A 23,424-nucleotide genomic window follows, 5' to 3' on the forward strand; every position below is an offset into this window, starting at 1 on the left:
CATGAGTGTTCGGCGGCGCGCGGCCCACGGGAAGGCGGCTGTGGGGATGGTGGCGGTCCTGTCCCTTGCCCTGACCGGGTGTGGGGGCGAGGGGAAGTCAGACAAGCCCGCTGCGTCGACGTCGGCGAAGCCGGGCGACGGCGAGGCCTCCCCGTCCGGAGCGGTGAAGAGCGCGGATGCCCCGCCGACTCAGGTCATCGCCACGGTGAACGGCGAGGCGGGCATGGTGCTGACGATCAACAAGGCTGCCCGGGACGCCGGAGGATTCCTGACCGTCGAAGGGCAGTTGAAGAACACCGGCAGTGCCGCATACGTGAACACCGCGCCGTGGCGCGGCAACGAGCTGAACTCCAGTGGAGTATCCGTAGCCGGCGTGACCCTGGTCGACAAGGTCGGCAAGAAGAGGTACTACGTGCTCCGGGACACTGATGGCCGGTGTCTGTGCACGACTGGGCTGAACATCATCGAAGCCGGGCAGACCATGCCGTTCTTCGCGCAGTTCCCCGCTCCGCCGACCAGCACCGTTGAGGTGGACCTCAGCCTCCCCACCTTCGCCACGGCGACCGTCAAACTCTCCGGGTGACCCCATGACCAAACGCCACCGCGTCCTCGCCGCCACAGCCGTTGTCGGGCTCGTCATTGCCGGCGTTCAATCAGCCGGTGCGGCGGTCGCCCATGCCGACGACGTCAAGCCGTCAGCACCCCCCGGCACCGAGCCCTCCGCCTCGGCTCCCGTGCCCATCGATTCCAATGCCCCCGGGCTGAAGATCCCCCAGGGCGGAACCCTCGCTCCCGTCAAGGTTCTCGACATCGCAGAGGTCGTCGAAGACCTCGGTGGGGAGCAGCGGCGGCAGGAGACCAATCAGACCGTCATGATGGCGCTGCAGTCCGAGGTGTTGTTCCCCGAGGACAGTGCGGTCTTCACCGCTCAGGCCGCCGCCCGGATCCAGGCCATCGCGCAGGAGATCAACCAGCAGAAGGCCACCCGTATCCGGGTCTTCGGGTTCACCGACGACCAGGGGAGCTACGAGCACGGCAAGGAGCTCTCCAAGAAGAGGGCCGATGCCGTGCAGGCCGAGCTGGTCAAGACCGTGACCAATCCGAGCGTCGTCTTCGACGTCCGCGGGTACAGCGAGGACTACCCGATCGCCGACAACGGCACCGAAGAGGGCCGCAAGAAGAACCGCCGGGTCGAGATCACCTTCCCCCGCAGCGCCGGTTAGGTGCCGGTCGGTCAGCTCGCCCGCGGCCGTCGCCGGAGGCGGCCGCGGGAGGCCTCCACGATCGTTCCGAGGACGAGCGACTGGGCCAGTACGCACAGGGCGAGCTCGGTGATGAAGAGCCACGTGTCGGGCTGGCCTTCCCCGCGGACCGTTCCTTCGATCAAGGCCACGACGAGGAACAGCGGGAACGCGCACAAGGCGGGCAGCACCCATACGAACCCGGGATCCGGGGCGAGCAGCGTGACGGCCGTCGCGTAGGCCACGGCGGCGCCGACGAGGCCGAGGTAGATCGCCGAAGCGGGGTTCGCGAAGGTCAGGCGGACGAGCGTGCGAGCGGTCATCGGTTCTCCCCGGGCCGTGCGGACCGCCTCCATGGTCGGGAGGATCCGGGGTCCTGTCGTGAGTACGCGTACCCAGACCGGTGCCCGCGGTCCGGCCCCGATCGGGGCCGGACCCGTGCGGGATCAACCGAACTGGCCCGGCTGGTAGTCGCCCGCCGGCTGCTGGACGATCACGTTCATGCGGTTGTACGTGTTGATCAGCGCGATGAGGGAGACCAGTGCGGCCAGCTGGTCCTCGTCGTGGTACTTGGCGGCCTCGGCCCAGGCCTCGTCCGTGATGCCGCCGGCCGCGTCGGCGATACGGGTGCCCTGCTCGGTCAGTTCCAGGGCCGCCCGCTCGGCGTCGGTGAACACCTTCGCCTCGCGCCAGGCCGCGACCAGGTTGAGCCGCACCGGGTCCTCCCCGGCGTGCGAGGCGTCCTTGAAGTGCATGTCGGTGCAGAATCCGCAGCCGTTGATCTGGCTGGCCCGGAGCTTCACCAGCTCCTGCGTGGCGTGCGGCAGGGTCGATTCCGAGATGACCTTGCCCGCGGAGTTGATGTACCGGCCGAACTTGGTCGCGACCGCGTTGCCGTAGAGGTTGAGACGCGCTTCCATCGTGATCTCCTTGCCGTGCGAACGGTTACACAGCTCTGACCGAGAACGCGGCCCGGATGTGACAGCCTCACGGCGCGATCGGATGTGACCTGCATCACTCGACCAGGAGGAGCTCCGCGATCTCCCGGGCCCGGTGGGCCGGCTCCGGGCCGGGGGCGAGGGACGCCACCGTCGTCGCCCCCTCGGTCAGGATCAGGAGCCGGTCGGCGAGGGCGGGGTCGGCGGTCAGGCCGGCCAGCAGGGCGTGGAGCTCCGCCTTGTGGACGCGGACGATCTCCGGCGCCGCCGCGCCCAGTTCCCCGTACGCGTTGAGGAACGCGCAGCCCCGGAAGTCGGGCTCGGTGAACCACTCCGCCAGCCAGTCGAAGACCGCGAGCACCCGCGCCCGTGGCTCCGCCGGGGCGCGGGCCGCGGTGCGCAGGGAGTCCAGCCACCGCCGGTCGCGGCGTTCCAGGTAGGCCGTGACCAGGGATTCCTTCGCCGGGAAGAGCCGGTACAGACGCTTGAGGGGGACCCCGGAGGCGGCGCGGATGCGGTCCATGCCGACGGCCTGGATGCCGTGCCGGTAGAACAGCTCCTCCGCTGCGTCCAGCAGTCGGGTCCGTGCCTCTTCGTCGTCCATGAGGGCAGGGTAGCCCGTTTCCCTTGCGGTGAGAACGTTCGTTCTCGTACCGTCGAGAACGATCGTTCTCGCCCGTCTTCGCTTCGGAGGATCCGCCGTGACACGTCCGCCCCTGCCCCCCTTCACCGAGGAGTCCGCCCGCGTCAAGGTCCAGGCCGCCGAGGACGCCTGGAACAGCCGTGACCCCGAGCGCGTCGCCCTCGCGTACACGGAGGACTCGGTGTGGCGCAACCGCGACCGCTTCCTCACCGGCCGCGCCGAGATCCGTGCGTTCCTCGCCGGCAAGTGGGAGCGGGAGCTCGACTACCGGCTGCGCAAGGAGCTGTGGGCGTTCACCGGCAACCGCATCTCCGTCCGCTTCGAGTACGAGTGGCACGACGCGAGCGGCCAGTGGTGGCGCAGCCACGGCAACGAGCAGTGGGAGTTCGCCGACGACGGCCTGATGCGCCGCCGCGAGGCCAGCATCAACGACGTCCCGATCGCCGCCGGGGACCGCCGCCTCGTCTGACCGGGCTCAGCCGCGCAGCCGGGCGGGCGCTGCCGGAGCCGGTACGGCCGGATCCCCGTACGAGTTCAGCGGCGTGCCCGACGGGTAGCGGGCGCAGTCGGCGTGCGCGGCGACCGCGAGACGGTCGCCCGGGTACGTCGACACGGAGAGGGTGGTGCGGTGCCGGGGAGTTCGAGGCGCAACTGGAGCCGGCGCGGGGTGTTCTGGTACTCCGTGACCTTCCAGCCCCGGCGCGTCAGATCCGCCCGCACCCGGTCCACCGCGGGCGCCACCCGGGGGAGGGGGACACCCTCCAGGGCCCAGCCGGCGCTCACGTCGACGACCTGGGGAGCCTGCGGCGGCACGCCGAGCCCGTTCTCGGACCAGTGGCGCATCCCCCGGAGGTTGCAGTCCGCGCCCTCGGCCACCAGACCGGCGCCCGGCCGGTCGGCCAGTTCGGCGTCCGGCAGGGCGAGGGCGAGGGTGCCGTAGACGGCCTGCGTGTGCCCGTCCGGCTCCCGTGCGGTGGCGGCCGGTTCCGCGACGGGATACGGCGCCCCCTGCCACAGCGCCCCGAACATCGCGCGACCTCCCACGTCCCCACCGCCACGACGGCCAGGGCCACCCCGGCGGCCGATACGGCGAGGAGCTTGCGGCGTCGGTTCGGTGTCGTCATGCCCTCATCGTCCGTCAGGTCCCGGCGGGCGGGCATGAGCAGCCGTACTCAACCGGCGACTCACGCCTCGTGGTGGGCCTGGGTGATGAGGTCCGTCGCGACCTCCAGGGCGGCCAGGCGGGTCTCCTCCGGGTCGCCCTCCACGTGCTGGAGGAACATCATCCCGGCGTGCAGGGTGAACAGCGCGCTGACGCAGCGGACCTGGTCCGTCAGCGGGCCGTCCTGCGTGCGGAGCAGTTCCACCAGGGTGAAGAGGCGCTTCTTCACCGTCTCGCCGATGCTCAGCTCGCGCGTCGTCGCCTGGTTCTCCTGCATGAACCGGTACAGCACGGCGCCCGCCGCCATCGCCTCGCTGTAGCGCCGCAGCACCTCGCGCTTGGTCTCCAGGGTGCGGGGCTGCCCCTCCGCCCATGCGATCAGCTCGTCGATGGGCCGTGTCAGGTCCTCGAAGATGCTGATGATGATGTCTTCCTTGGTCTTGAAGTGGTAGTACAGCGCCGCCTTCGTGACCTCCAGCCGCTCCGCGATCTCGCGCAGCGACGTCTTCTCGTACCCCTGCTCGGCGAAGAGCTCCAGTGCGACGTCCTGGATGCGCTGACGCGTGTCGCCACGGCGTCGCTGCGGACTGCTGCTGGACATGACTCTCCCCAAGATTACTTACTTGACGCCCGGCTAGTTGCGGGTCTACCGTCCCCATTGTAATGAACTAGCCGGGCGGCAAGTAAGTGCCGGTGCGGGACGTAGTGCGAGTAGTAGGGCCAGGGGAGTGGACATGGTGGACACAGTCAAGCCTGCGGGGACCTCGAAGGAGGTGAAGCCGCGCAGCGTACGGGTCGTCCTCATGGCACTCATGATCGCGATGCTGCTGGCCATGCTCGACAACATGATCATCGGCACCGCGATGCCCACGATCGTCGGCGAGCTCGGCGGCCTGGAGCACCTCTCGTGGGTGGTCACCGCCTACACGCTGGCCACCGCCGCCTCCACCCCCATCTGGGGCAAGATCGGCGACATGTACGGGCGGAAGGGCTCCTTCCTCACCTCGATCGTCATCTTCCTCATCGGCTCCGTGCTCAGCGGCATGGCCCAGGACATGGGCCAGCTGATCGGCTTCCGTGCGATCCAGGGCCTCGGCGCCGGCGGTCTGATGGTCGGCGTCATGGCGATCATCGGCGACCTGATACCGCCCCGTGAGCGCGGCAAGTACCAGGGCATGATGGCCGGCGTGATGGCGCTCGCCATGATCGGCGGCCCGCTGGTCGGCGGCACCATCACCGACCACATGGGCTGGCGCTGGTCCTTCTACATCAACCTGCCGCTCGGCGCGGTCGCGCTGGCCATGGTCACCGCGGTGCTGCACCTGCCGAAGAAGAGGGCCCAGGGGAAGATCGACTACCTGGGCGCCGCGCTGCTGACCATCGCCATCACCTCCACCGTCCTCGTGACGACCTGGGGCGGCACCGAGTACGCGTGGGGCTCCGTCGAGATCCTCGCCCTCATCGCCGTCGGCGTCCTGTCGACCGCCGCGTTCCTCTACGCCGAGACCAAGGCCGCCGAGCCGGTGATGCCGCTGCACATCTTCCGCAGCCGCAACTTCACCCTCATGTCGGTGATCGGCTTCCTCGTCGGCTTCGCGATGTTCGGCGGCGTGCTGTACCTCCCGCTGTTCCAGCAGTCGGTGCAGGGCGCCTCCGCGACCAACTCGGGTCTGCTCCTGCTGCCCATGCTGCTCTCGATGATGGTGGTCTCGCTGATCGCGGGCCGCGTCACCACCAGCAGCGGCAAGTACAAGATGTTCCCGATCGCCGGCGGCGCGCTGATGGTCGTCGGAATGTTCCTGCTCGCGACGATGGACACCGGCACCACCCGCCTCGTGTCGGGCCTCTACATGGCCGTCCTCGGCGCCGGTCTCGGCTTCCTGATGCAGATCACCATGCTGGTCGCGCAGAACAGCGTCGAGATGAAGGACATGGGCGTCGCCTCCTCCTCGGCGACCCTCTTCCGTACGCTCGGCGGCTCCTTCGGCGTGGCCCTGATGGGGTCCCTGTTCACCACCCGGGTCACGGACACCATGGCCGAGCGCCTGGGCCCGGAGGCCGCCGGAGCCGCGGGCTCCGCCCAGCTGGACGCGGCGAGCCTGGCCAAGCTGCCGGAAGCGGTACGCGACGCCTACCAGCACGCGGTGGCCGCCGGCACGCACTCCGCGTTCCTGCTCGGCGCGGCCATCGCCGTACTGGGCTTCGCGGCGGCCTGGTTCGTCAAGGAGGTCCCCCTCCGCGGCGCCCCGACCCCTCCGGCCGAGTCCGAGTCCGAGTCCCAGTCCCAGTCCGGGGACGGCGACGAGGCGAAGGCCCCGGCCGCGCAGGAGAAGGTCGCCCGCTGACCCGGGCGCGAGCCCGAGCACGAAGAGCACCAGCCGGAAGGCGGCACCCCGGGACGACCGGGGGCGCCGCCTTCCGGCCTGTCCGGCCGCCCCTACTTGGGGTCGTCGGTCCGCCACGGATGTGCGAAGTCGCCCGGGCGCAGGCGCCATGCGGTGATAACGGCGAGCAGCTCGGCCTCGCCCGTGGCGTCGGCGGACGCGACGAGGGCCGCGCCGATGTCGTGGTCGAAGCCGTCGAGGCGCTCGTGGTCGTACTCCCGGTGCGCGAGGCGGAAACTCCGGCCCGCGTCGCCGCGCACCCAACCCTCGTCCCGCGCCCGGTCGTCGGACCGACTGCGGCTGGGGGTGATGTCCACGAACGCCCGCCGGCCCGGCCCCGACGCGGGGACTTCGGTCACCAGCCTCCGGCCGAGGCGGAGCGCGGCCAGCTTGTCCGCCGGCCATTCGGATCCGTCATCCACGCCTCCCGTTCTGGGCCGGACCCCGAGGGCGAACCCCCTTGGGGGTGTGCTCATTTGGGCTTATGGGCGCGGTGGGTGCGGGGTTGGGGTGTTTCGGGGGTGTTCGCGGGGGCAGGTATGCAACTCCATGAAGGACTAAAGTCCCATCGGTCCCATCAATCCCATTACGTGGAATTTATGGGGTAATTGGCTGGAACTCCTCGGCGGCGATGAACGTCCTGATCCACAGAACGCTCGCACAGCGGATGGGGAGTGGACTGTTCATGAGTTTCTTGGCGCGCGAGAACAGGAAGGGCGTCCAGGCCGGCGCCGCCGTCGCGGCATCGGCCGTCGCAGTGGCGGCGACCGTGTGGGGAGTGGCCGCCCTGGTCGGGCCGGGCGGGAACGCCGCCCCACAGCAGAACGTGGCCCGGCCGGGCGCCACCGGCGGCGCGGGCCGCGGCGACGACGGCCGGCCGGGACAGCAGCCGCAGGGGATACCCGAGGGCATAGCCCACGCCTCCGAGAGCGGCGGCGACGCCGTCAACATCACCATCGACGACGGGCCCGACCCCCGCTGGACCCCGAAGGTGCTGGACACCCTCCGCCGGCACGACGTCAAGGCGACCTTCTGCATGGTCGGGCCGCAGGCCAAGGCCCACCCCGACCTGGTCAAGAAGGTGGTCGCGGACGGACACCGGCTCTGCGACCACACCATGAATCACGACACGGCCATGGACAAGAAGCCCGTCGCCTACCAGGAGCAGCAGATCCTGGAGGCGAAGAAGCTGATCGAGGAAGCCGCGGGCGGCGGCGCGAGGGTCGAGTACTACCGGGCCCCCGGCGGCGCGTTCACCCCCGACAGCCGGCGCATCGCCGCCGCGCACGGCATGCGGCCGCTCGGCTGGAACGTCGACACCAAGGACTTCGACAAGCCGGGCTCGGCCGCCATCGTCAACGCCGTCAAGCGCGAGATCGGCAACGGCCCGACGGTGCTCTTCCACGACGGCGGCGGCAACCGCGCCCAGACCGTCGACGCCCTCGACCAGGTGCTGAGCTGGCTGAAGGAGCAGGGCCGGCCCACCGGTTTTCCCGTCCGCACCGCGCCCGACCCCTCCTGACACGCCGTCCGCCCGGCGAACGGGTGACGGTCGACGACGCGGACCCGCCCGCGTTGTTCCCTGGTCGGGCACCGACGAACGTACGCCCGACCAGGAGGCTCCTGTGGCCATCGCCCCCGCCCGACTGTCCGACCCGGTGGTCGGCGCCCTCGTCGCCGCCGTCAACGCGCACGACAAGGCCGCCTTCCTCGCCGTCCTGACCGCCGACGCGACCATGTCCGACGACGGCTCCGACCGCGACCTGCACGAGTGGATCGACCGGGAGATCTTCGACTCCGGCGGCCACATGGACGTCCAGTCCGAGTCCGACGGCGGCCGCACCCTGATCGTCAACTACCGCAACGACACCTGGGGCGAAATGCGCACGGCCTGGCGCTTCGTCATCGCGCCCGGCGGCGGCCGGATCAGCCGCTTCGAGACCGGTCAGGCCTGACCGCTCTCCAGCCCCCGCGCCACGCCCAGCCCCGCCGCCGTCAGCCGGCCGTTCTCCGGAGCGAGCCCGCCCGGGAAGCCGAAGCGGCGGCGCGTGCAGCCGTAGGCGATGCCCGTGACCGGGTCGGCGAAGCCCTGCCCGCCCGCCGCGCCGCAGCGCCCGAAGGCCTCGGGACCGACCGCGGGCTGCTGCTCGAAGCCCAGCCCGGAGTGGTCCGGATCCGCGGTCACCGCGTCCTGGCCCGGCGTGTGCAGCCGCGCGAACTCGGCCCCCGTGTCCGGCTTCAGCAGCGCGTCCCGGGAGCCCACCGGGCCGATCGCCGCCGCGTACAGCGCCGCCACCCCGCGCGCCGAGCCGATGCCGCCCGTCGAGGCCGGGCCGAGCTCCCGGGGCCCCGGGTGGTTGGCTTGGGCGACCAGGTCCATCGGCGGCTCCCGGTGTGCGTTGAAGGCGACCGCCGGCAGCTCCGGCAGCGGCCCTCCCGCCACCAGCGCCTCGGCCCGCTCCGGCGTCGGCAGCATCTCCAGCACCGGTATTCCGGGGTCTCCTTCCGCATCCGTGCGCTCCCGTACGGGTGAAAGCGCGCCCGGCGTCGTTCCGGCCCGCCGGAGGGTCCCGTTGGTCCGGGCATGAAGCGCACCCGCATCGCCGCTCTCGCCCTCGCCACCGCCACGGCGGCCCTCGCGCCCCTCCTGGGCCAGGCCGCCACCGCCGCGGAGGTCACGGCGTACCTCCAGGACCCCGCAGGCGGCGAGAAGACCATGAAGTCGATGTGGACCAAGGACGAGATGCACAAGGTGGAGGCGCAGTTCCGCTTCCATCCCGGGGTCCAGTACAAGACGGTCACCCGTACCGGCCCCCCGGGCGCGCCGGAGTTCGAGCGCCAGGCTCCCGACCCCGAGACCCTGGCGTGGCTGCCCGCCTACGAGTTCGCCTGGCAGGTGTCGGACTCGACGGTGGTGAAGAAGGCCGTGACGGTCAAGGAGGGCGCACACCCGATCGTCGTGCACGCCGTGCTGCGCAGGGCGGACCGGGCCAAGGTCGGCGAGGTGCGCAAGGAGCTGACCGGGAAGCCGGCGACCGGGCGCGAGAAGGTCGCGGGCGGCAAGCGGATCGCGTGCGACACCGGGGAGTACACGGTGGAGTGGTCGGTCACGCGCTCGGGCTACGCGACGCTGGGCGGCACGCTGCGCTGGAACTCCAGCTGTGAGCAGTACCGGACGGCGTTCGCCTCGAACCACGGTCAGCAGCGCTGAGAGGCGGCTCGGGTGGGGGCCGGCCGCCCCGCGCACCTTGTGGGTGCTCGTCGGGCGACTGGGCCGTGGCCTCGGATCAAGTGCCGTAGTGGCCATGTTGCCGCACGGGGTGGTGTGCGGCACGGGTCGGAGGTCCCGTGTCGAGGACTTTTCAGTTCTTCTTGGAGGCCTGGGCGGCCTGCGCGGCGATGTCCTCCAGAACGCCCTTCGGGTCGCCGGTCGGTTCCACGGCGCGTCCGATGTTGCGCTTGATGGTGTCGCTGACGGTCAGCCAGGACGGGTCGTTGACCGGGTAGAGCTGGGCGCCGCGCAGCGCGTTCAGGAACTGCGTGTCGTTCTTGTCCAGGCCGCCCCCGGCCGGGGTGCGCGAGGCGGTGACGGTGGACGGCAGCAGGTGGTAGCGGCCGGCGAAGTCCGACAGGTTCTTGTCCTGGTAGACGAAGTCCAGGAACTTGCCGATCTCCGCGCGCTTGCCGTTCTGCCTGAAGGCCATCATCCAGTCGGCCACACCGACGGTGGGCGGTACCTCCCCGACGCCGAGGTCGTCCGAGACGGGCATGGAGATGGTCTGGACACCGATGCCCTTGGTGCGCGCCTCGTGGGCGAGCGAGGGGTAGCCGTTGACCATGCCGACCTCGCCGCGCAGGAAGGCGGCGTACGCCTCGGCGCGGTTCAGCTGGGACGGCGGGGTGGGGCCGGTGAGCCCGGGGGTGACCAGCTCCTGCCTGACCCATTTCCAGGTCTCGATGTTCTGGTCGGAGGCCAGGCTGTAGTTGCCGCTGCTGTCGGCGTAGCCGCCGCCGTTGCTCAGCTCCCAGATCAGCGCCTCGGCGTGCGCCTCCTCCGGGCCGAGCGGCAGGGCGTACGGGAACTTCACGCCCTTGTCCTTGAGCGCCTTGGCGGCGGCCTTGAGGTCGGACCAGGTCTTCGGGGGCTCCTTGATGCCGGCCTTGGTGAAGAGCGCCTCGTTGTAGAAGAGGAGGCGGCTGCTCGCCACGAAGGGCAGGCCGTAGAGGGTGTTGCCGACGGAGCCCGCGTCGGCGAGCGGCTGCAGGAAATTCGCCTCGGCGGTGATCGAGAGGAGTTCGTCCGCGGGATAGAGCTTCCCCTGGGCCGCGAAGTCCGAGTACGAACCCATGAGGGCCACGTCCGGCGCCTTGTCGGCCTTGACCATTCGGGAGACCTCGCGGTCGATGTCGGCCCACGGCAGGAGCTTGACGTCGACCTTGATTCCCGGGTTCGCCTCGGTGAAATCGGCCGTCAGCTTGTCCCAGTAGGGCTTGGAGCTGGTGGCCGCACTGTCGCCGTATTCAGCCGCGACCAGATGCAACGTACCGCTGTCACCTGCACCGTCTCCGGAGCCACCACATCCGGCCAGAGGTATCAGCAGACCGAGCACGGCCGTGGTGGCGGTCGTGCCGAAAATTCTTCGTCGCACGGGTGTATTCCTCTGATTTTCTTTTGGATCCCGTTATTACTTATGAGTTACTCCGGGCTGGGGTGTCCCTCGATGGCCCGTTGGCCGGAATTCTCTCCTGAGGGAGGGGTGGTTGATTCCATTGGGGGCGCACTTGTGGTCAATGCTCCAAGTGGGGCTTTTCGGAATGGTGTTTTCCGATATGTGATCCACTGTGCGGACGCGCGTAGACATACCGAAAAGCCCGTTTCCGGTCGCGGAACGGGCTGTGAGCGGCGTAGGGGCTGTACGGGCTGTACGGGCTGTACGGGCTCTGCGGGGCGGCTGCGGGTGCGGGCTACTCGGCGAACTCGCCGGCGTACGGGTCGGGATCGCCCGTCTCCGGGTTGCGGCCCTCCTGCCAGCGCCGCTGGGCCTTGCGCCAGTGCACGAAGCTGAGGTGGCCGCCGTCCCAGAAGGTGATGCTGACGGGGCTCACGTCGAACTCGTCGGAGCAGAGCCGGTAGAGGAACTCGGCCATGCCGTACGGGTACACGGCGAAGGAGTCGGCGGTGTGCCGCCCGCAGACCAGCACCGGCCACCGGTCCGGGTCGGGGTCGGAGGTGAGCCAGCACAGGATGTCCGACCCGCCCGTGACGCCCCAGGCGATGATCGACTCCGGGGCCACGTCGAAGGCGGACCGGCCGCCCTCCGCCTGCCAGGTCTGCCGGGCGTTGTCGGTCTCCTCGGCCATCCCGGCCGGGTCCCACTGGAGTCCGGGCTTGGGCAGCGGCAGCAGGATGCTGGCCTCGCCGTTGATGGAGCCCGCGCCGAAGCGGCCCATGAAGGCGATGAAGTCGGCCGGGAACCGGGTCCCCCAGACGGCTTCCACCGCCGGCCAGTCGATGTCCTCGTCGGCGCCGTGCGTCGCCGGCATGATCTGCTCCAGCGCCTTGATCCGCGCGTTCTCCGTCATGCCGCTCCCCTGACGCCCCAGCTCAACCGCCCCAACCTACTCTCAGTGAGGGGCACCGCCTAGTTGCCCGTGAGACGCCCGGGTACGTCCACCTTGACGGTGGTTCCGGCGCGCAGTCCCCAGCCGGCCATGGCGCCCGCCGCCGCCTCCAGGACGTGCCGGGAGCGGAGCCGGGGCAGTCCCAGCCGGCCCGGCGCCATCGTGACCACGGCGAGCACGCCGAGGTCGCGGTCGAGGTACGCCACGTCGATCGCGAACCGCATCCTGAAGGTGTGCACGCTCGCCGCGGGGGTCAGCAGCATCGCGCCGTCGATCCCGTCCCGCCCGAGCAGCCCGCGCGTCCGCGCCCCGTACGAGGCGGCGACCTCGACCGGGATCTCCGTGGGGTACGCGCCGACCCGCAGTACCGCGGGGCCGTCCTGCCAGTGCGCCATGGCGGCCACCTTAGGGGGTGTCCTACCGTCGCCGGATGATGGGTGTGCTCGTGATCGTTCTCGCCGCCGGGTACGGCGTGGCCGCCGGGTTCCTGCTGCCCCGCCCCGCCTACCGCCTCTCCGTCGAGCCGGGGGACCCCTGGCAGGTCCGCTGCCCGCAGGGACACGGACTGGGCGGCCGGCTCGGGGGCTGGCTCGGCCCGGCCCGCTGCCGGCCGGGCGCGGAGCCGCCCGGGCCCCCGCACGCGCACGCGTACGGGCGCCGGGCCGCGCCCCTGGCCGGGCTCACCGCCGCGGTCTGCGCCGCCCTCGCGGCGGCCGTCGGCGCGCGCCCCGAGCTGGTGGCCTACGTCGCCCTCGCCCCGCTGCTCGTGCTGCTGGCCCTCGTCGACCGGGCCGTGCACCGGCTGCCCGACGTACTGACCCTGCCGCTCGCCGCCGCGGTCGCCGCGCTGCTGGGGGCGGCGGCCCTCGCGCCGGGCGCCGCCGGGTCCTGGCGGCTCGCGCTGCTGGGCGGTGGCGCGCTGGCGGCCGCGTACCTGGTGCTCCATCTGATCAACCCGGCGGGCATGGGCTTCGGCGACGTCAAGCTGGCGCTCTCGCTGGGGGTCGCTCTTGGGTGGTACGGGTGGGGGGTATGGTCCGCAGGGGCCCTGCTCGGCCTCCTCTACGGGGCCCTCTACGGGCTGTTCCTGGTCCTGAGCGGCCCCGAGGGCCGGAACCGGGGCTACGCGTTCGGCCCCTTCATGGCGGCCGGAGCACTCACCGGAGTGCTGCTGGGTGGTTTCGGAGAGTAATCGTGACGCGCCAATGCACGCAGCATGCTTTACGAAGGGTTATGGTGGAACCCCCCCCTCGGGCCGGTCCGTATCCCCCCCACGGACCGGCCCGTTTTTTGTTTTCCCGCCACCCGTCGGCGCTGCGCGACAAATGCGCAGGTCAGCCCCGCTGGGCCCAGATGTTGGTGCCGGGGGTGGAGACGGCGAGGGAGTCGATCTCCTTCAACTCCGCCTCGGACAGCGGCGCGGACGCCAGCGCGGCCACGTTCTCCTCCAGCTGCGGCACGCTCGACGCACCGATCAGGGCCGAGGTCATCCGGTCGTCGCGGAGCACCCACCTGAGTGCCAGCTGGGCGAGGGACTGCCCGCGCCGGGCCGCGATCTCGTTCAGACCGGTCAGCCGGCGGAGCACCTCGTCCGAGAGCAGGTCCGGGTTCAGGGACTTGCCCTGCGCGGCGCGCGAGTCGGCCGGGATGCCCTTCAGGTACTTGCCCGTCAGCATGCCCTGCGCGAGCGGCGCGAAGGAGATGCAGCCCATGCCGGCGTCCTCGAGGGTGTCCAGCAGGCCGTCCTCCTCCGTCCAGCGGTTGATCATGGAGTACGAGGGCTGGTGGATGAGCGGGCGCACGCCCATGTCGCGCAGGATCCGCACGGCTTCGGCCGTCTGCTCCGCCGTGTAGGAGGAGATGCCCACGTACAGGGCCTTGCCCTGCTGGACCGCGGACGCGAGGGCGCCCATGGTCTCCTCCAGCGGGGTCTGCGGGTCGAAGCGGTGCGAGTAGAAGATGTCGACGTAGTCCACGCCCATCCGCTTCAGCGAGGCGTCGAGCGAGCCGAGCAGGTACTTGCGGCTGCCCCACTCGCCGTACGGCCCGGCGTGCATCAGGTAGCCGGCCTTGGTGGAGAGGACCAGCTCCTCGCGGTGGGAGGCGAAGTCCTGGGCGAAGACCTTGCCGAAGTTCAGCTCGGCCGAGCCGGGCGGCGGACCGTAGTTGTTGGCCAGGTCGAAGTGGGTGACGCCGAGGTCGAAGGCCCGGCGCAGGATCGCCCGCTGGGTCTCCAGTGCCTTGTCGTCGCCGAAGTTGTGCCAGAGGCCGAGGGAGATGGCGGGGAGCTTGAGGCCGCTGTGGCCGGTGCGCCGGTACTCCATGGAGTCGTAGCGTGAGGGCTCTGCCCGATAGGGATTGGTATCAGTCACGTTGTCCTCCCTATCACGGACTTGTGACCGACCGAGTTGGGTACCCGATCCCGCAGCCCAGTAATGTGGCGGACTCGGGGGAGGACCGCAATTCGCACGGGGGCATTGCACGGAGGGGCTGGAAGATCGTGAAGTTGCGCGACCTGGTGTACAGGCTTTACGCACGCCGGGTGGAAGGCCGCCTCGACCATGACGCGGCGCCCAAGCACATCGGCGTCATTCTGGACGGAAACCGCCGCTGGGCGAAGGCGTCCGGAGGGACGACGGAGCAGGGCCACCAGGCCGGAGCCGACAAGATCTCCGAGATGCTGGGCTGGTGCACCGAGACGGACGTCGAGGTCGTCACCCTGTGGATGCTCTCCACGGACAACCTGGACCGCCCCGAGGTCGAGCTGCGCCCGCTGCTCAACATCATCGAGAACACCGTGCGGGGCCTGGCCGCGGACGGCCGCTGGCGCGTCCACCACGTCGGCAACCTCGACATCCTGCCCGCCCGGACGCAGAAGGTGCTGAAGGAGGCCGAGCAGGCCACCCACGACGTCGACGGGATACTCGTCAACGTCGCCGTCGGTTACGGCGGCCGCCAGGAGATCGCCGACGCGGTCCGCTCGCTGCTCCTGGAGCACGCGCGCAAGGGCACCTCCTTCGAGGAGCTCGCCGAGATCCTCGACATCGACCACATCGCCGAGCACCTCTACACGCGGGGCCAGCCGGACCCGGACCTCGTCATCCGCACCAGCGGCGAGCAGCGGCTGTCCGGATTCATGCTGTGGCAGAGCGCGCACAGCGAGTACTACTTCTGCGAAGTCTTCTGGCCGGCGTTCCGCAAGGTCGACTTCCTGCGGGCCCTGCGTGACTACGCGGCCCGTCACCGGCGCTACGGCACCTGAGTCACCGTAGGGGTGTCGCGCCCCCTGCCCCCCTCCCCTCGAAGCCTTCACCAGGGATTCACCGAGCGTCCGTCATATGCCATGGCATGGCCTGGCCTGTTCGGGGAATATCCCTTTCAGGTCGATGCCCGATCCACGGGTGTCGAGTCTCAGCGGACGGCATGGGGTCGTCCGCCCGGGAGGCCCTTTGCACCAGGACGCACGTGCGGTTCGCACGGACGGAGTGGAGGGCCGGAAATCGGCCCTGGCATGGGTGCCGATGACCGGTCCGGTCTTCATGGCCCGACCTCTTCCGAGGGGGTACGTCCTTCCGTGGTGACCAGCACAAAGAGCCGCCTGCAAGACAGGCGGACCTACGTCCTCGACACCAGCGTCCTGCTGGCAGACCCCAACGCGATCTCCCGCTTCGACGAGCACGAGGTCGTGCTCCCGATCGTGGTGATCACCGAGCTGGAGGCAAAGAGGCACCATCCCGAACTCGGTTACTTCGCGCGCCAGGCCCTGCGCCTGCTCGACGACTTCCGGGTTCGCAACGGTCGCCTGGACGCCCCCATCCCGCTGGGCGATCTGGGTGGCACCCTGCGTGTCGAGCTCAACCACTCCGACCCGGGCGTCCTGCCCGCCGGCTTCCGGTTGGGGGACAACGACTCGCGCATCCTCGCGGTCGCCCGCAACCTCCAGGCCGAGGGCTACGACGTCACGGTGGTCTCGAAGGATCTCCCGCTGCGCATCAAGGCCTCCTCCGTGGGGCTGATCGCGGAGGAGTACCGCGCGGAGCTCGCGATCACCGACGCCGGCTGGACGGGCATGAGCGAGCTCGCCCTCTCCGGGGAGCAGGTGGACCTCCTGTTCTCGGAGGACCGCCTGTACGTGCCGGAGGCCGCGGAGCTGCCCGTGCACACCGGACTGGTCCTGCAGTCCGAACGTGGCAAGGCCCTGGGCCGGGTCACGGCGGACGGCAACGTCAAGCTCGTACGCGGTGACCGCGAGGCCTTCGGGCTGCACGGCCGCAGCGCCGAGCAGCGCATCGCGCTGGACCTCCTCCTCGACCCCGAGATCGGGATCATCTCGATGGGCGGCCGGGCCGGCACCGGAAAGTCGGCACTGGCGCTCTGCGCGGGCCTGGAGGCGGTGCTGGAGCGGAGGCAGCACCAGAAGGTGATGGTCTTCCGGCCGCTGTACGCGGTGGGCGGTCAGGATCTGGGCTACCTGCCCGGGGACGCGTCCGAGAAGATGAGCCCCTGGGCGCAGGCGGTCTTCGACACCCTCTCGGCGGTCGCCGGGCGCGAGGTCATCGAGGAAGTGCTCAACCGCGGGATGCTGGAGGTCCTGCCGCTCACGCACATCCGCGGCCGCTCGCTGCACGACGCCTTCGTGATCGTGGACGAGGCGCAGTCACTGGAGCGCAATGTCCTGCTGACCGTTCTGTCCCGGATCGGAGCCAATTCGCGGGTCGTTCTGACCCACGATGTGGCCCAGCGGGACAACCTGCGGGTCGGCCGGTACGACGGAGTGGTGGCCGTGGTCGAGAAGTTGAAGGGCCATCCGCTCTTCGCCCACATCACGCTGACCCGTTCCGAGCGCTCCCCGATCGCCGCGCTGGTCACCGAGATGCTCGAGACGCTCTGACGGCCGAACCGGTCAAAAACCTCATAGCGGGAAGGTGAGTTGGCGCCGCCCGGCAAAGGCCCGAGAGCCTAGCCGGGCGGCGTCGTGCTGCACAGGTGTTTGCCCGAATCAGTGGCGACATCCCAGGTGTGACCTTTCACACGCAACGGAGAATTGCCTTGCGGTGTCGCGTTCCGGCAGAGTCTGGTTTCCGTCAGGCCCCGCATACGGCACACCTGTATCTCCCGTGAGGTACGCGCAGCACCACAACTCCACAGTCGAATGCCGTATGCCGCCCGGAGTTTCACGCGGCAGCCCCCGCAAGGGAGTTGTCCACGGGCCCGCGCCTCCAGTGACCGTAGAACCACGGAGGCCAGTGTCGAGGGCACTTTTGCGCCCGCGCGGTCACTGCGGACGCTGCTGGAAGGACACCGTGTGAGCCGGATCTCGGTCCGGGGGTTCGCCGTGGCTTCGGCCACCGCGGTCACCACCGTCGGCGCAGTCGTGGGCGTTGCCACCGGCGACCCCACGAACGATCTCGAGACGACCGCGTCCGGCGCGACTCTCCTTGCCGACATCCCGGTCGGCGACCAGGCACAGGTCCAGAGCGCGTCCCTGACGCAGCAGGCCGATGCCATCGCCCACGCCGCCGATGTCGACGCCAAGCGCTCCGCCGAGGAGGCCGCCCGCGTCCAGGCCGCCGAGGACGCCAAGTCCAAGAAGGCGGAGGCCGAGAAGGAGAAGGCCGAGGCCGACGCGAAGGCGAAGCGGGAACGCGAGGAGAAGGAGCAGGCCGCCAGCCGCTCCGGCCGCGACGCCGGCGACTTCGCGCCCCAGAGCTCCTACACGGTCGCGCAGGTCAAGGCCATCGCCCAGCAGATGGTCCCGGCCGGGCAGTTCCAGTGCTTCTCGAACATCATTAACCAGGAATCCACCTGGAACTACCTGGCGGTGAACAAGTCCTCGGGCGCCTACGGCCTGGTCCAGGCGCTGCCCGGTTCGAAGATGGCCTCGGCCGGCGCGGACTGGCGCACCAACCCCGCCACGCAGATCAAGTGGGGCCTGAACTACATGGAAGACCGCTACGGCAGCCCCTGCGCCGCCTGGAGCTTCCACCAGAGCAACGGCTGGTACTAGCGGGCCCGCGGCAGCGACACCGCCCCGCCGCACAACCCGGGGGAGCCCCGCACCGTCCTACGGTGCGGGGCTCCTCGCGTGTACGGTCTTCCAGGTGAGCCCGTAGACGGGGCGGGGGAAGGAAGCGACATGGCGAAGAGGGAAGGCTGGCTCGGCCGGCTCGGGAACAGGCTGAACCGGATGGAGGCGCGGCTCAACGAGCGGCGTGCCGAGGTCGAGGCCGAGGCCGGGGGAGACGCGTCCGGCGGCCCCGCCGTGCCCGGGCGGTCATCGGCCGCCCCCGAGGTGTCCGAGGCCGCGACGGCCGTCCCCGAGGCGCCCGTTGCCACCCCCGTGGCCCCTGCGCCCCACCTCGCGGCGCCGGCCGCACCCGGACGCCCGGACCCGGCGAGCGTCGTCCCCTGGGGGATGCGCGTCGCCGCCGAGGCCAGCTGGCGGCTGCTGCTGCTCGCCGGGATGCTCTGGGTGCTGATGAAGGTGATCAGCGAAGTCCGCCTGGTCGTCCTCGCCTTCGCCGCCGCCATGCTCGTCACCGCGATGCTCCAGCCCTTCGTGGTCCGGCTGCGCCGGCTGGGCCTGCCGCGCGGGCTGGCCACGGCGGTTACGGCGATCCTCGGCTTCGTGGTCATCGGACTCGTCGGCTGGTTCGTGGTGTGGCAGGTCATGGAGAACCTCGACGACCTCTCCGACCGGGTCCGCGACGGCATCAACGAGCTCAAGCTCTGGGCACTGGACAGTCCGTTCCACGTGACCGAGAAGCAGATCAACGACATCGCGAAGAACCTCAGCGAGACCATCGGCACCAACACCGAGCAGATCACCTCCGCGGGACTGCAGGGCGTGACGGTGCTCGTCGAGGTCCTGACGGGCATTCTGCTCGCGATGTTCTCCACGCTCTTCCTGCTCTACGACGGCAAGCGCATCTGGAACTGGGCCCTGGGCCTGGTCCCGGTCGCCGCCCGGGCCGGGGTCGCCGGCGCCGGTCCGCGCGCCTGGCGCACGCTGACCGCGTACGTGCGCGGCACCGTCATCGTCGCCCTCATCGACGCCATCTTCATCGGCCTCGGCATCTACTTCCTGGACGTGCCGATGGCGGTGCCGCTGGCCGTCTTCATCTTCCTGTTCGCCTTCATCCCGCTGGTCGGCGCGGTGGTCTCGGGGGCCCTCGCGGTCGTCGTGGCGCTCGTGACCCAGGGCGTGTGGACCGCCCTGATGGTGCTGCTGGTGGTGCTGGCGGTGCAGCAGATCGAGGGGCACGTGCTCCAGCCCTTCATCCTGGGCCGGGCGGTACGGGTGCACCCGCTCGCGGTGGTGCTGTCGGTGGCCGCCGGCGGGATGATCGCGGGCATCGGCGGAGCGGTGGTCGCCGTACCGCTGGTGGCCGTCACCAACACGGTGGTGGGATACCTGAGGGCGTACTCGCGCGACCAGCACCACCTCGGGGCGGGCATGATCGGCCCGGCCCCGCACGGTTCGACGGCCCTGGGCGGGGTGCCGGACCGCGAGGAAGCCATGCGCTAGCCGGGTGGGCAGGGCAGGACCCGGAACCTGATATTCCGTCGATCAAGGCTGCGATGATCGAAGACATGCGCGTCCTGATGGCGACGCTGCGGAAACAGGAACAGCGGGGGGACAGGCGTGATCACCGATCCGGAGCTCGGCGAGGAGTGGAAGACCGAGGCGTTGGAGCCCGCGCGGTCGGGCCGGTCGGGGCGGCCGCCGGAGCAACTCGCTCCGCGCGAGCGGGTGGCGGGAGGTCCGGGCCCGCGGCCGTGGCTGTGGGCGCTGGGCGGTGTCCTGGTCGCGTCGGCGGTCTGGGCCGGCGGGCTGTACGCCACCGGGAACCCGTCGGCCGGGCCGGAGATCTCCTACCGGGCGCCGAAGAACCTGTGCGAGGACTTCCGGGCTCGGGCGCTGAGCGGGATCACCGGAGACATGCACAACAAGAGGCCGGTGAACCACGAGAGCGACCACCCGGCCGTGTACACGGCACGGTGCGTCCTGGAGAACGCCGGGAAGGACGGGGTGGCGTCGGACGTCACGGTGGAAGCGCGGGTCGACCTGCACAGGAAGACCGATCCCTCGGCCGAGTTCGACGTACCGGTCCTCGGCAACATCGCGTACATGGGCGCCGGGCGCACGGCAGCGGTGCCGGACCTCGGGGAGCGCTCCGTGATGACGGTGATGCCCGGCGAGAGATGGCTGATCCTCAAGGTGCTGGACGGTGGTGTGGTGTTCAGCGTCGAAGCGTCCGCCCCCGACTTCCTGGAGGAGAAGAACGGCCGACCCGCCACTGACGTCGACGCGGTCCAGGCGGCGATGATCGAGGACGTGCGCGCGCTGATGACAGCGCTCAAGGAGTAGGGGGCGGACGTGATCGGGGAGCCCGAGCTCGACGGGGAGCGGGGGCCGGCGGCGAGCCCGGCCGAGCTCGCGCGGGAGGTCGTGGAGAGCGAGCCCTTACGGGCCCGGGCCCGGGCGCGGCCGTGGTGGTGGGTGGCGGCGGCGGTGGTGGTCACCTCCGTGCTGTGGGCGGGCGGGCTGAAGGCCTTCGGCGACCGGCCGGCCGAGCCGGAGATCCGCTACCGGGTCACGGACGACCTGTGCGCCCAGTTCGAGGCCCCGACGCTGGAGGGGGTGCTGGGCGGCCTCCCGAAGGCCGCACCGCAGGTGGGCAGCCGGCATCCGGCGCTGGACTGGGCGTCGTGCGTCCGCAACAGCGACCGGGAGCCTTCTACCGGGAGCCTTGACGTCAAGGCCACGGTCGAACTGCACAAGAAGACCGATCCGAAGGCCGAGTTCGCACTCGACACACCCTCCAGCCGGTGGTTCGCCCCCGACGGCGACGGGTGGGAAGCGGTGCCCGGCCTCGGGGAGCAGGCCCTCGTCACCCGTACCGGGACCGGTGACGGCCTGCAGCTTCGGGTGCGTGACGGCGGAGCGGTGTTCACCGTCGACGTGATGATCTTCCGGGTGATCGGCGAGGACGCCCCCGACCCCCGGGAGGCGCTCCCGCCGCGCCCCGACCGGGACGTCCTGGTGACGGCGGCGGTCGAGGACACGCGGGCGCTGATGGCCGCGCTGCGCAGGAGCTGACGGCACGAGGGCCCCACGACCGGAAGCGGTCGCGGGGCCCTGCGGTGTCGTACGGGGTGCCGTTACTCGGCGGCGAGGGCGGCCTCGGCGTCGAGGGTGACGGCGACGGCCTGGATCACCGAGGCGATCTTGAAGGCCTCCTGGATCGTCTCGCGGTCGACGCCCGCCTTGCGCAGGACCTGCTCGTGCGAGTCCAGGCACTGGCCGCAGCCGTTGATCGCGGAGACCGCGAGCGACCACAGCTCGAAGTCGACCTTCTCCACGCCCGGGTTGCCGATGACGTTCATCCGCAGGCCCGCGCGCAGGGTGCCGTACTCCGGGTCGGAGAGCAGGTGCCGCGTGCGGTAGAAGACGTTGTTCATCGCCATGACCGCGGCGGCGGACTTGGCGGCGGTGTACGCCTCCGGCGAGAGGTTCGCCTTCGCCTCCGGCTCCAGCTCACGCAGGACCAGCGGCGAACGGGCGGCGATCGCGCAGGACAGGACGGTGCCCCACAGCTGCTGCTGCGGGAGGTCGCTGTTGCCGATGACCGAACCGAGGTTCAGCTTCAGGTCCTTGGCGAAGTCCGGTATGGCCGACTTCAGGGAGTCGAGGGACATCCGTCACTCACCGGCCAGCAGCGCGCCGGCGTCGATGGTGCTGTCGCCCTTGTTCCAGTTGCACGGGCACAGCTCGTCGGTCTGCAGGGCGTCGAGGACCCGCAGGACCTCCTTGGGGTTACGGCCCACGGAACCGGCGGTCACCATCGAGAACTGGATCTCGTTGTTCGGGTCCACGACGAAGACGGCGCGCATCGGCAGGCCGTCCTCGCCCAGGATGCCCAGCTCGGTCGACAGCTCGCGCTTGATGTCGGACATCATCGGGAAGGGCAGGTCACGCAGGTCGGCGTGGTCCTTGCGCCAGGCGTGGTGGACGTACTCGGAGTCGAGCGAGAAGCCGAGGACCTGCGCGTCGCGGTCGGCGAACTCCTCGTTCAGCTTGCCGAAGGCGGCGATCTCCGTCGGGCACACGAAGGTGAAGTCCAGCGGCCACGCGAAGATGACCTTCCACTTGCCCTCGTAGGTCTTGTGGTCGATCTGCGCGAACTCGCTGCCGGCCTCGAGCGAGACACAGGCGGTCAGGTCGAAGGTGGGGAACTTGTCACCAACAGTGAGCACGCGCTCTCCTTATGCAGTGGAAAATGGCCCTTTTGGGGGTTTTCCGATGGGGTTGGACTGATCTCACATGCTGACACACCTGCATTGATTACAGAAATAGCTACTCTTGTGCCGGGTGATCGGAGGTACCTATCAGTGGCTGTCAGTAGTAGGGGAGCGAAGCAACCGACGCTCGCGCAACTGCGCGCCTTCGCGGCGGTCGCCGAGCACCTGCACTTCCGGGACGCCGCCGCGGCCATCGGCATGAGCCAGCCGGCGCTCTCCGGGGCCGTCTCCGCGCTGGAGGAGGCCCTCGGCGTGCAGCTGCTGGAGCGCACCACCCGCAAGGTGCTGCTCTCCCCGGCGGGCGAGCGGATCGCGGCCCGGGCCCAGGTGGTGCTCGACGCCATGGGCGGGCTCATGGAGGAGGCCGAGGCCGTACGGGCCCCCTTCACCGGAGTGCTGCGCCTCGGGGTGATCCCCACGGTGGCGCCGTACCTGCTGCCGACCGTGCTCGGGCTGTTCCACCGGCGCTACCCGCGGATGGACCTCCAGGTGCACGAGGAGCAGACCGCCTCGCTGCTGGAGGGGCTGGCGGGCGGGCGCCTGGACCTGCTCCTGCTGGCGGTGCCGCTGGGGGTCCCCGGGGTGACCGAACTGCCCGTCTTCGACGAGGACTTCGTCCTGCTGGCCCCCCGCGAGCACGCGCTGGCCGGACGCCGGGACATCCCGCTGGAGGAACTGCGCGGACTGCAGCTCCTGCTGCTGGACGAGGGCCACTGCCTGCGGGACCAGGCCCTGGACATCTGCCGGGAGGCGGGGCGGACGACCGGTGCGGACGTCACGACGACCGCCGCCGGGCTGTCCACTCTCGTACAGCTGGTCGCCGGGGGACTGGGCGTGACGCTGTTGCCGCGCACCGCGCTGCGGCTGGAGACCGCCCGCAACGAGTACCTGTCCACCGGGTACTTCGCCGAGCCGGCGCCCTCCCGGCGGATCGCCCTGGCCATGCGCACCGGGACCGCCCGGCAGGAGGAGTTCCGGGCGATCGCCGCCGCACTGCGCGAAGCCGTACGCCCGCTTCCGGTGTGGCCCACCGACTAGATGAATGAGTCCGATGTCTGTGCTGGCCGCGACCATGGCGAAGGGCGCCCGTTGACCTGAGTGTGACTTCTGGCCTGGACGCCCTTCTGGC

28 protein-coding genes are annotated in these 23,424 nt (G+C 70.4%); 15 read left to right on the forward strand and 13 right to left on the reverse strand.

What is annotated here, in order from left to right:
- Position 1 precedes the first annotated feature (1 nt).
- The gene (locus ACGFZK_RS20460) at positions 2-583 is read left to right on the forward strand and encodes a hypothetical protein (RefSeq protein ID WP_393850274.1); all 582 of its coding nucleotides are present in this window, start codon (positions 2-4) and stop codon (positions 581-583) included.
- 4 nt (positions 584-587) lie between these two features.
- Positions 588-1,223: an OmpA family protein gene (locus tag ACGFZK_RS20465; RefSeq protein WP_393850275.1), complete on the forward strand. Its 636-nt coding sequence runs from the start codon at positions 588-590 to the stop codon at positions 1,221-1,223.
- Positions 1,224-1,234: 11 nt separating this feature from the next.
- On the opposite strand, the gene ACGFZK_RS20470 is transcribed toward ACGFZK_RS20465, so the two are convergent.
- From ACGFZK_RS20470 to ACGFZK_RS20480, 3 genes are all read right to left on the reverse strand, one after another.
- A complete protein-coding gene (locus tag ACGFZK_RS20470; protein ID WP_393850276.1) occupies positions 1,235-1,564 on the reverse strand; it encodes an SCO4225 family membrane protein in 330 nt (109 codons plus the stop codon).
- A gap of 123 nt (positions 1,565-1,687) precedes the next feature.
- Positions 1,688-2,161 carry a carboxymuconolactone decarboxylase family protein gene (locus ACGFZK_RS20475; protein WP_393850277.1) on the reverse strand — a complete coding sequence of 158 codons (474 nt, stop codon included), beginning with the start codon at positions 2,159-2,161 and terminating at the stop codon, positions 1,688-1,690.
- 94 nt (positions 2,162-2,255) lie between these two features.
- Complete coding sequence (locus ACGFZK_RS20480; RefSeq protein ID WP_393850278.1) at positions 2,256-2,783, reverse strand: TetR/AcrR family transcriptional regulator; 528 nt, start codon at positions 2,781-2,783, stop codon at positions 2,256-2,258.
- Positions 2,784-2,880: 97 nt separating this feature from the next.
- Here ACGFZK_RS20480 and ACGFZK_RS20485 point away from each other — a divergent pair, with 97 nt between their 5' ends.
- A complete protein-coding gene (locus ACGFZK_RS20485; protein ID WP_393850279.1) occupies positions 2,881-3,291 on the forward strand; it encodes a nuclear transport factor 2 family protein in 411 nt (136 codons plus the stop codon).
- A gap of 65 nt (positions 3,292-3,356) precedes the next feature.
- Here the strand turns inward: ACGFZK_RS20485 and ACGFZK_RS20490 are convergent, their stop codons facing one another.
- Together ACGFZK_RS20490 and ACGFZK_RS20495 are read right to left on the reverse strand one after the other, a co-directional pair.
- Entirely contained in the window at positions 3,357-3,851 is a 495-nt protein-coding gene (locus ACGFZK_RS20490) for a hypothetical protein (protein WP_393850280.1), read from the reverse strand.
- 155 nt (positions 3,852-4,006) lie between these two features.
- Positions 4,007-4,585, reverse strand: coding sequence for a TetR/AcrR family transcriptional regulator (locus ACGFZK_RS20495; RefSeq protein WP_393850281.1), 579 nt, complete (start codon positions 4,583-4,585; stop codon positions 4,007-4,009).
- 133 nt (positions 4,586-4,718) lie between these two features.
- On the opposite strand from ACGFZK_RS20495, the gene ACGFZK_RS20500 reads away from it, so the two are divergent.
- The gene (locus ACGFZK_RS20500) at positions 4,719-6,329 is read left to right on the forward strand and encodes an MDR family MFS transporter (RefSeq protein ID WP_393850282.1); all 1,611 of its coding nucleotides are present in this window, start codon (positions 4,719-4,721) and stop codon (positions 6,327-6,329) included.
- Between the two features lie 92 nt (positions 6,330-6,421).
- Here ACGFZK_RS20500 and ACGFZK_RS20505 read toward each other — a convergent pair whose 3' ends face one another.
- Entirely contained in the window at positions 6,422-6,790 is a 369-nt protein-coding gene (locus ACGFZK_RS20505; protein ID WP_393850283.1) for a hypothetical protein, read from the reverse strand.
- A 263-nt stretch (positions 6,791-7,053) separates the two neighbouring features.
- On the opposite strand from ACGFZK_RS20505, the gene ACGFZK_RS20510 reads away from it, so the two are divergent.
- Both ACGFZK_RS20510 and ACGFZK_RS20515 read left to right on the forward strand, forming a co-directional pair.
- Positions 7,054-7,890: a polysaccharide deacetylase family protein gene (locus ACGFZK_RS20510; protein ID WP_393850284.1), complete on the forward strand. Its 837-nt coding sequence runs from the start codon at positions 7,054-7,056 to the stop codon at positions 7,888-7,890.
- A 103-nt stretch (positions 7,891-7,993) separates the two neighbouring features.
- The gene (locus ACGFZK_RS20515; RefSeq protein ID WP_393850285.1) at positions 7,994-8,323 is read left to right on the forward strand and encodes a nuclear transport factor 2 family protein; all 330 of its coding nucleotides are present in this window, start codon (positions 7,994-7,996) and stop codon (positions 8,321-8,323) included.
- Here ACGFZK_RS20515 and ACGFZK_RS20520 read toward each other — a convergent pair.
- Entirely contained in the window at positions 8,314-8,853 is a 540-nt protein-coding gene (locus tag ACGFZK_RS20520; RefSeq protein WP_393850286.1) for a hypothetical protein, read from the reverse strand. The genes ACGFZK_RS20515 and ACGFZK_RS20520 overlap by 10 nt on opposite strands.
- Positions 8,854-8,952: 99 nt before the next feature.
- Between ACGFZK_RS20520 and ACGFZK_RS20525 the strand changes: the two genes are divergently transcribed.
- Positions 8,953-9,579: a hypothetical protein gene (locus tag ACGFZK_RS20525; RefSeq protein WP_393850287.1), complete on the forward strand. Its 627-nt coding sequence runs from the start codon at positions 8,953-8,955 to the stop codon at positions 9,577-9,579.
- 151 nt (positions 9,580-9,730) lie between these two features.
- Here ACGFZK_RS20525 and ACGFZK_RS20530 read toward each other — a convergent pair whose 3' ends face one another.
- The 3 genes from ACGFZK_RS20530 to ACGFZK_RS20540 form a co-directional block, all read right to left on the reverse strand.
- A complete protein-coding gene (locus ACGFZK_RS20530) occupies positions 9,731-11,017 on the reverse strand; it encodes an extracellular solute-binding protein (protein WP_393850288.1) in 1,287 nt (428 codons plus the stop codon).
- A gap of 316 nt (positions 11,018-11,333) precedes the next feature.
- Positions 11,334-11,951 (reverse strand): SMI1/KNR4 family protein, encoded by a 618-nt coding sequence (locus tag ACGFZK_RS20535; RefSeq protein WP_393850289.1) that lies wholly within the window; start codon positions 11,949-11,951, stop codon positions 11,334-11,336.
- A gap of 59 nt (positions 11,952-12,010) precedes the next feature.
- Entirely contained in the window at positions 12,011-12,385 is a 375-nt protein-coding gene (locus tag ACGFZK_RS20540) for a DUF192 domain-containing protein (protein ID WP_393850290.1), read from the reverse strand.
- 38 nt (positions 12,386-12,423) lie between these two features.
- On the opposite strand from ACGFZK_RS20540, the gene ACGFZK_RS20545 reads away from it, so the two are divergent.
- Complete coding sequence (locus tag ACGFZK_RS20545) at positions 12,424-13,182, forward strand: prepilin peptidase (RefSeq protein ID WP_393850315.1); 759 nt, start codon at positions 12,424-12,426, stop codon at positions 13,180-13,182.
- Between the two features lie 142 nt (positions 13,183-13,324).
- On the opposite strand, the gene mgrA is transcribed toward ACGFZK_RS20545, so the two are convergent.
- Positions 13,325-14,362: an L-glyceraldehyde 3-phosphate reductase gene (gene mgrA / locus ACGFZK_RS20550; RefSeq protein ID WP_393850291.1), complete on the reverse strand. Its 1,038-nt coding sequence runs from the start codon at positions 14,360-14,362 to the stop codon at positions 13,325-13,327.
- Between the two features lie 128 nt (positions 14,363-14,490).
- On the opposite strand from mgrA, the gene ACGFZK_RS20555 reads away from it, so the two are divergent.
- The 6 genes from ACGFZK_RS20555 (at position 14,491) to ACGFZK_RS20580 (ending at position 21,093) form a co-directional block, all read left to right on the forward strand.
- Complete coding sequence (locus ACGFZK_RS20555) at positions 14,491-15,252, forward strand: isoprenyl transferase (protein ID WP_393850292.1); 762 nt, start codon at positions 14,491-14,493, stop codon at positions 15,250-15,252.
- 312 nt (positions 15,253-15,564) lie between these two features.
- Complete coding sequence (locus ACGFZK_RS20560; protein ID WP_393850293.1) at positions 15,565-16,881, forward strand: PhoH family protein; 1,317 nt, start codon at positions 15,565-15,567, stop codon at positions 16,879-16,881.
- 396 nt (positions 16,882-17,277) lie between these two features.
- Complete coding sequence (locus ACGFZK_RS20565; RefSeq protein WP_393850316.1) at positions 17,278-17,997, forward strand: transglycosylase SLT domain-containing protein; 720 nt, start codon at positions 17,278-17,280, stop codon at positions 17,995-17,997.
- Between the two features lie 129 nt (positions 17,998-18,126).
- The gene (locus tag ACGFZK_RS20570; RefSeq protein ID WP_393850294.1) at positions 18,127-19,518 is read left to right on the forward strand and encodes an AI-2E family transporter; all 1,392 of its coding nucleotides are present in this window, start codon (positions 18,127-18,129) and stop codon (positions 19,516-19,518) included.
- A gap of 117 nt (positions 19,519-19,635) precedes the next feature.
- Positions 19,636-20,361 (forward strand): hypothetical protein, encoded by a 726-nt coding sequence (locus tag ACGFZK_RS20575; protein ID WP_393850295.1) that lies wholly within the window; start codon positions 19,636-19,638, stop codon positions 20,359-20,361.
- Between the two features lie 9 nt (positions 20,362-20,370).
- On the forward strand, positions 20,371-21,093 hold the full coding sequence (locus tag ACGFZK_RS20580) for a hypothetical protein (RefSeq protein WP_393850296.1): 723 nt from the start codon (positions 20,371-20,373) through the stop codon (positions 21,091-21,093).
- Positions 21,094-21,155: 62 nt separating this feature from the next.
- Here the strand turns inward: ACGFZK_RS20580 and ACGFZK_RS20585 are convergent, their stop codons facing one another.
- Together ACGFZK_RS20585 and ACGFZK_RS20590 are read right to left on the reverse strand one after the other, a co-directional pair.
- A complete protein-coding gene (locus ACGFZK_RS20585) occupies positions 21,156-21,692 on the reverse strand; it encodes an alkyl hydroperoxide reductase (protein ID WP_030712103.1) in 537 nt (178 codons plus the stop codon).
- Between the two features lie 3 nt (positions 21,693-21,695).
- Entirely contained in the window at positions 21,696-22,250 is a 555-nt protein-coding gene (locus tag ACGFZK_RS20590; RefSeq protein ID WP_393850297.1) for a peroxiredoxin, read from the reverse strand.
- Positions 22,251-22,385: 135 nt separating this feature from the next.
- Between ACGFZK_RS20590 and ACGFZK_RS20595 the strand changes: the two genes are divergently transcribed.
- The gene (locus ACGFZK_RS20595; protein ID WP_393850298.1) at positions 22,386-23,333 is read left to right on the forward strand and encodes a hydrogen peroxide-inducible genes activator; all 948 of its coding nucleotides are present in this window, start codon (positions 22,386-22,388) and stop codon (positions 23,331-23,333) included.
- Positions 23,334-23,424 lie beyond the last annotated feature (91 nt).

Origin of the sequence: Streptomyces sp. NPDC048257, assembly GCF_043201855.1 — a bacterium.
Taxonomy (GTDB): Bacteria; Actinomycetota; Actinomycetes; order Streptomycetales; family Streptomycetaceae; genus Streptomyces.

Bases quoted from the DNA above. Each gene is read 5' to 3' on its own strand.
- ACGFZK_RS20460 (WP_393850274.1), top strand. From the start codon at position 2: ATGAGTGTTCGGCGGCGCGCGGCCCACGGGAAGGCGGCTGTGGGGATG.
- ACGFZK_RS20465 (WP_393850275.1), top strand. From the start codon at position 588: ATGACCAAACGCCACCGCGTCCTCGCCGCCACAGCCGTTGTCGGGCTC.
- ACGFZK_RS20470 (WP_393850276.1), bottom strand. From the start codon at position 1,564: ATGACCGCTCGCACGCTCGTCCGCCTGACCTTCGCGAACCCCGCTTCG.
- ACGFZK_RS20475 (WP_393850277.1), bottom strand. From the start codon at position 2,161: ATGGAAGCGCGTCTCAACCTCTACGGCAACGCGGTCGCGACCAAGTTC.
- ACGFZK_RS20480 (WP_393850278.1), bottom strand. From the start codon at position 2,783: ATGGACGACGAAGAGGCACGGACCCGACTGCTGGACGCAGCGGAGGAG.
- ACGFZK_RS20490 (WP_393850280.1), bottom strand. From the start codon at position 3,851: ATGTTCGGGGCGCTGTGGCAGGGGGCGCCGTATCCCGTCGCGGAACCG.
- ACGFZK_RS20495 (WP_393850281.1), bottom strand. From the start codon at position 4,585: ATGTCCAGCAGCAGTCCGCAGCGACGCCGTGGCGACACGCGTCAGCGC.
- ACGFZK_RS20500 (WP_393850282.1), top strand. From the start codon at position 4,719: ATGGTGGACACAGTCAAGCCTGCGGGGACCTCGAAGGAGGTGAAGCCG.
- ACGFZK_RS20510 (WP_393850284.1), top strand. From the start codon at position 7,054: ATGAGTTTCTTGGCGCGCGAGAACAGGAAGGGCGTCCAGGCCGGCGCC.
- ACGFZK_RS20525 (WP_393850287.1), top strand. From the start codon at position 8,953: ATGAAGCGCACCCGCATCGCCGCTCTCGCCCTCGCCACCGCCACGGCG.
- ACGFZK_RS20535 (WP_393850289.1), bottom strand. From the start codon at position 11,951: ATGACGGAGAACGCGCGGATCAAGGCGCTGGAGCAGATCATGCCGGCG.
- ACGFZK_RS20540 (WP_393850290.1), bottom strand. From the start codon at position 12,385: ATGGCGCACTGGCAGGACGGCCCCGCGGTACTGCGGGTCGGCGCGTAC.
- ACGFZK_RS20545 (WP_393850315.1), top strand. From the start codon at position 12,424: ATGGGTGTGCTCGTGATCGTTCTCGCCGCCGGGTACGGCGTGGCCGCC.
- ACGFZK_RS20570 (WP_393850294.1), top strand. From the start codon at position 18,127: ATGGCGAAGAGGGAAGGCTGGCTCGGCCGGCTCGGGAACAGGCTGAAC.
- ACGFZK_RS20585 (WP_030712103.1), bottom strand. From the start codon at position 21,692: ATGTCCCTCGACTCCCTGAAGTCGGCCATACCGGACTTCGCCAAGGAC.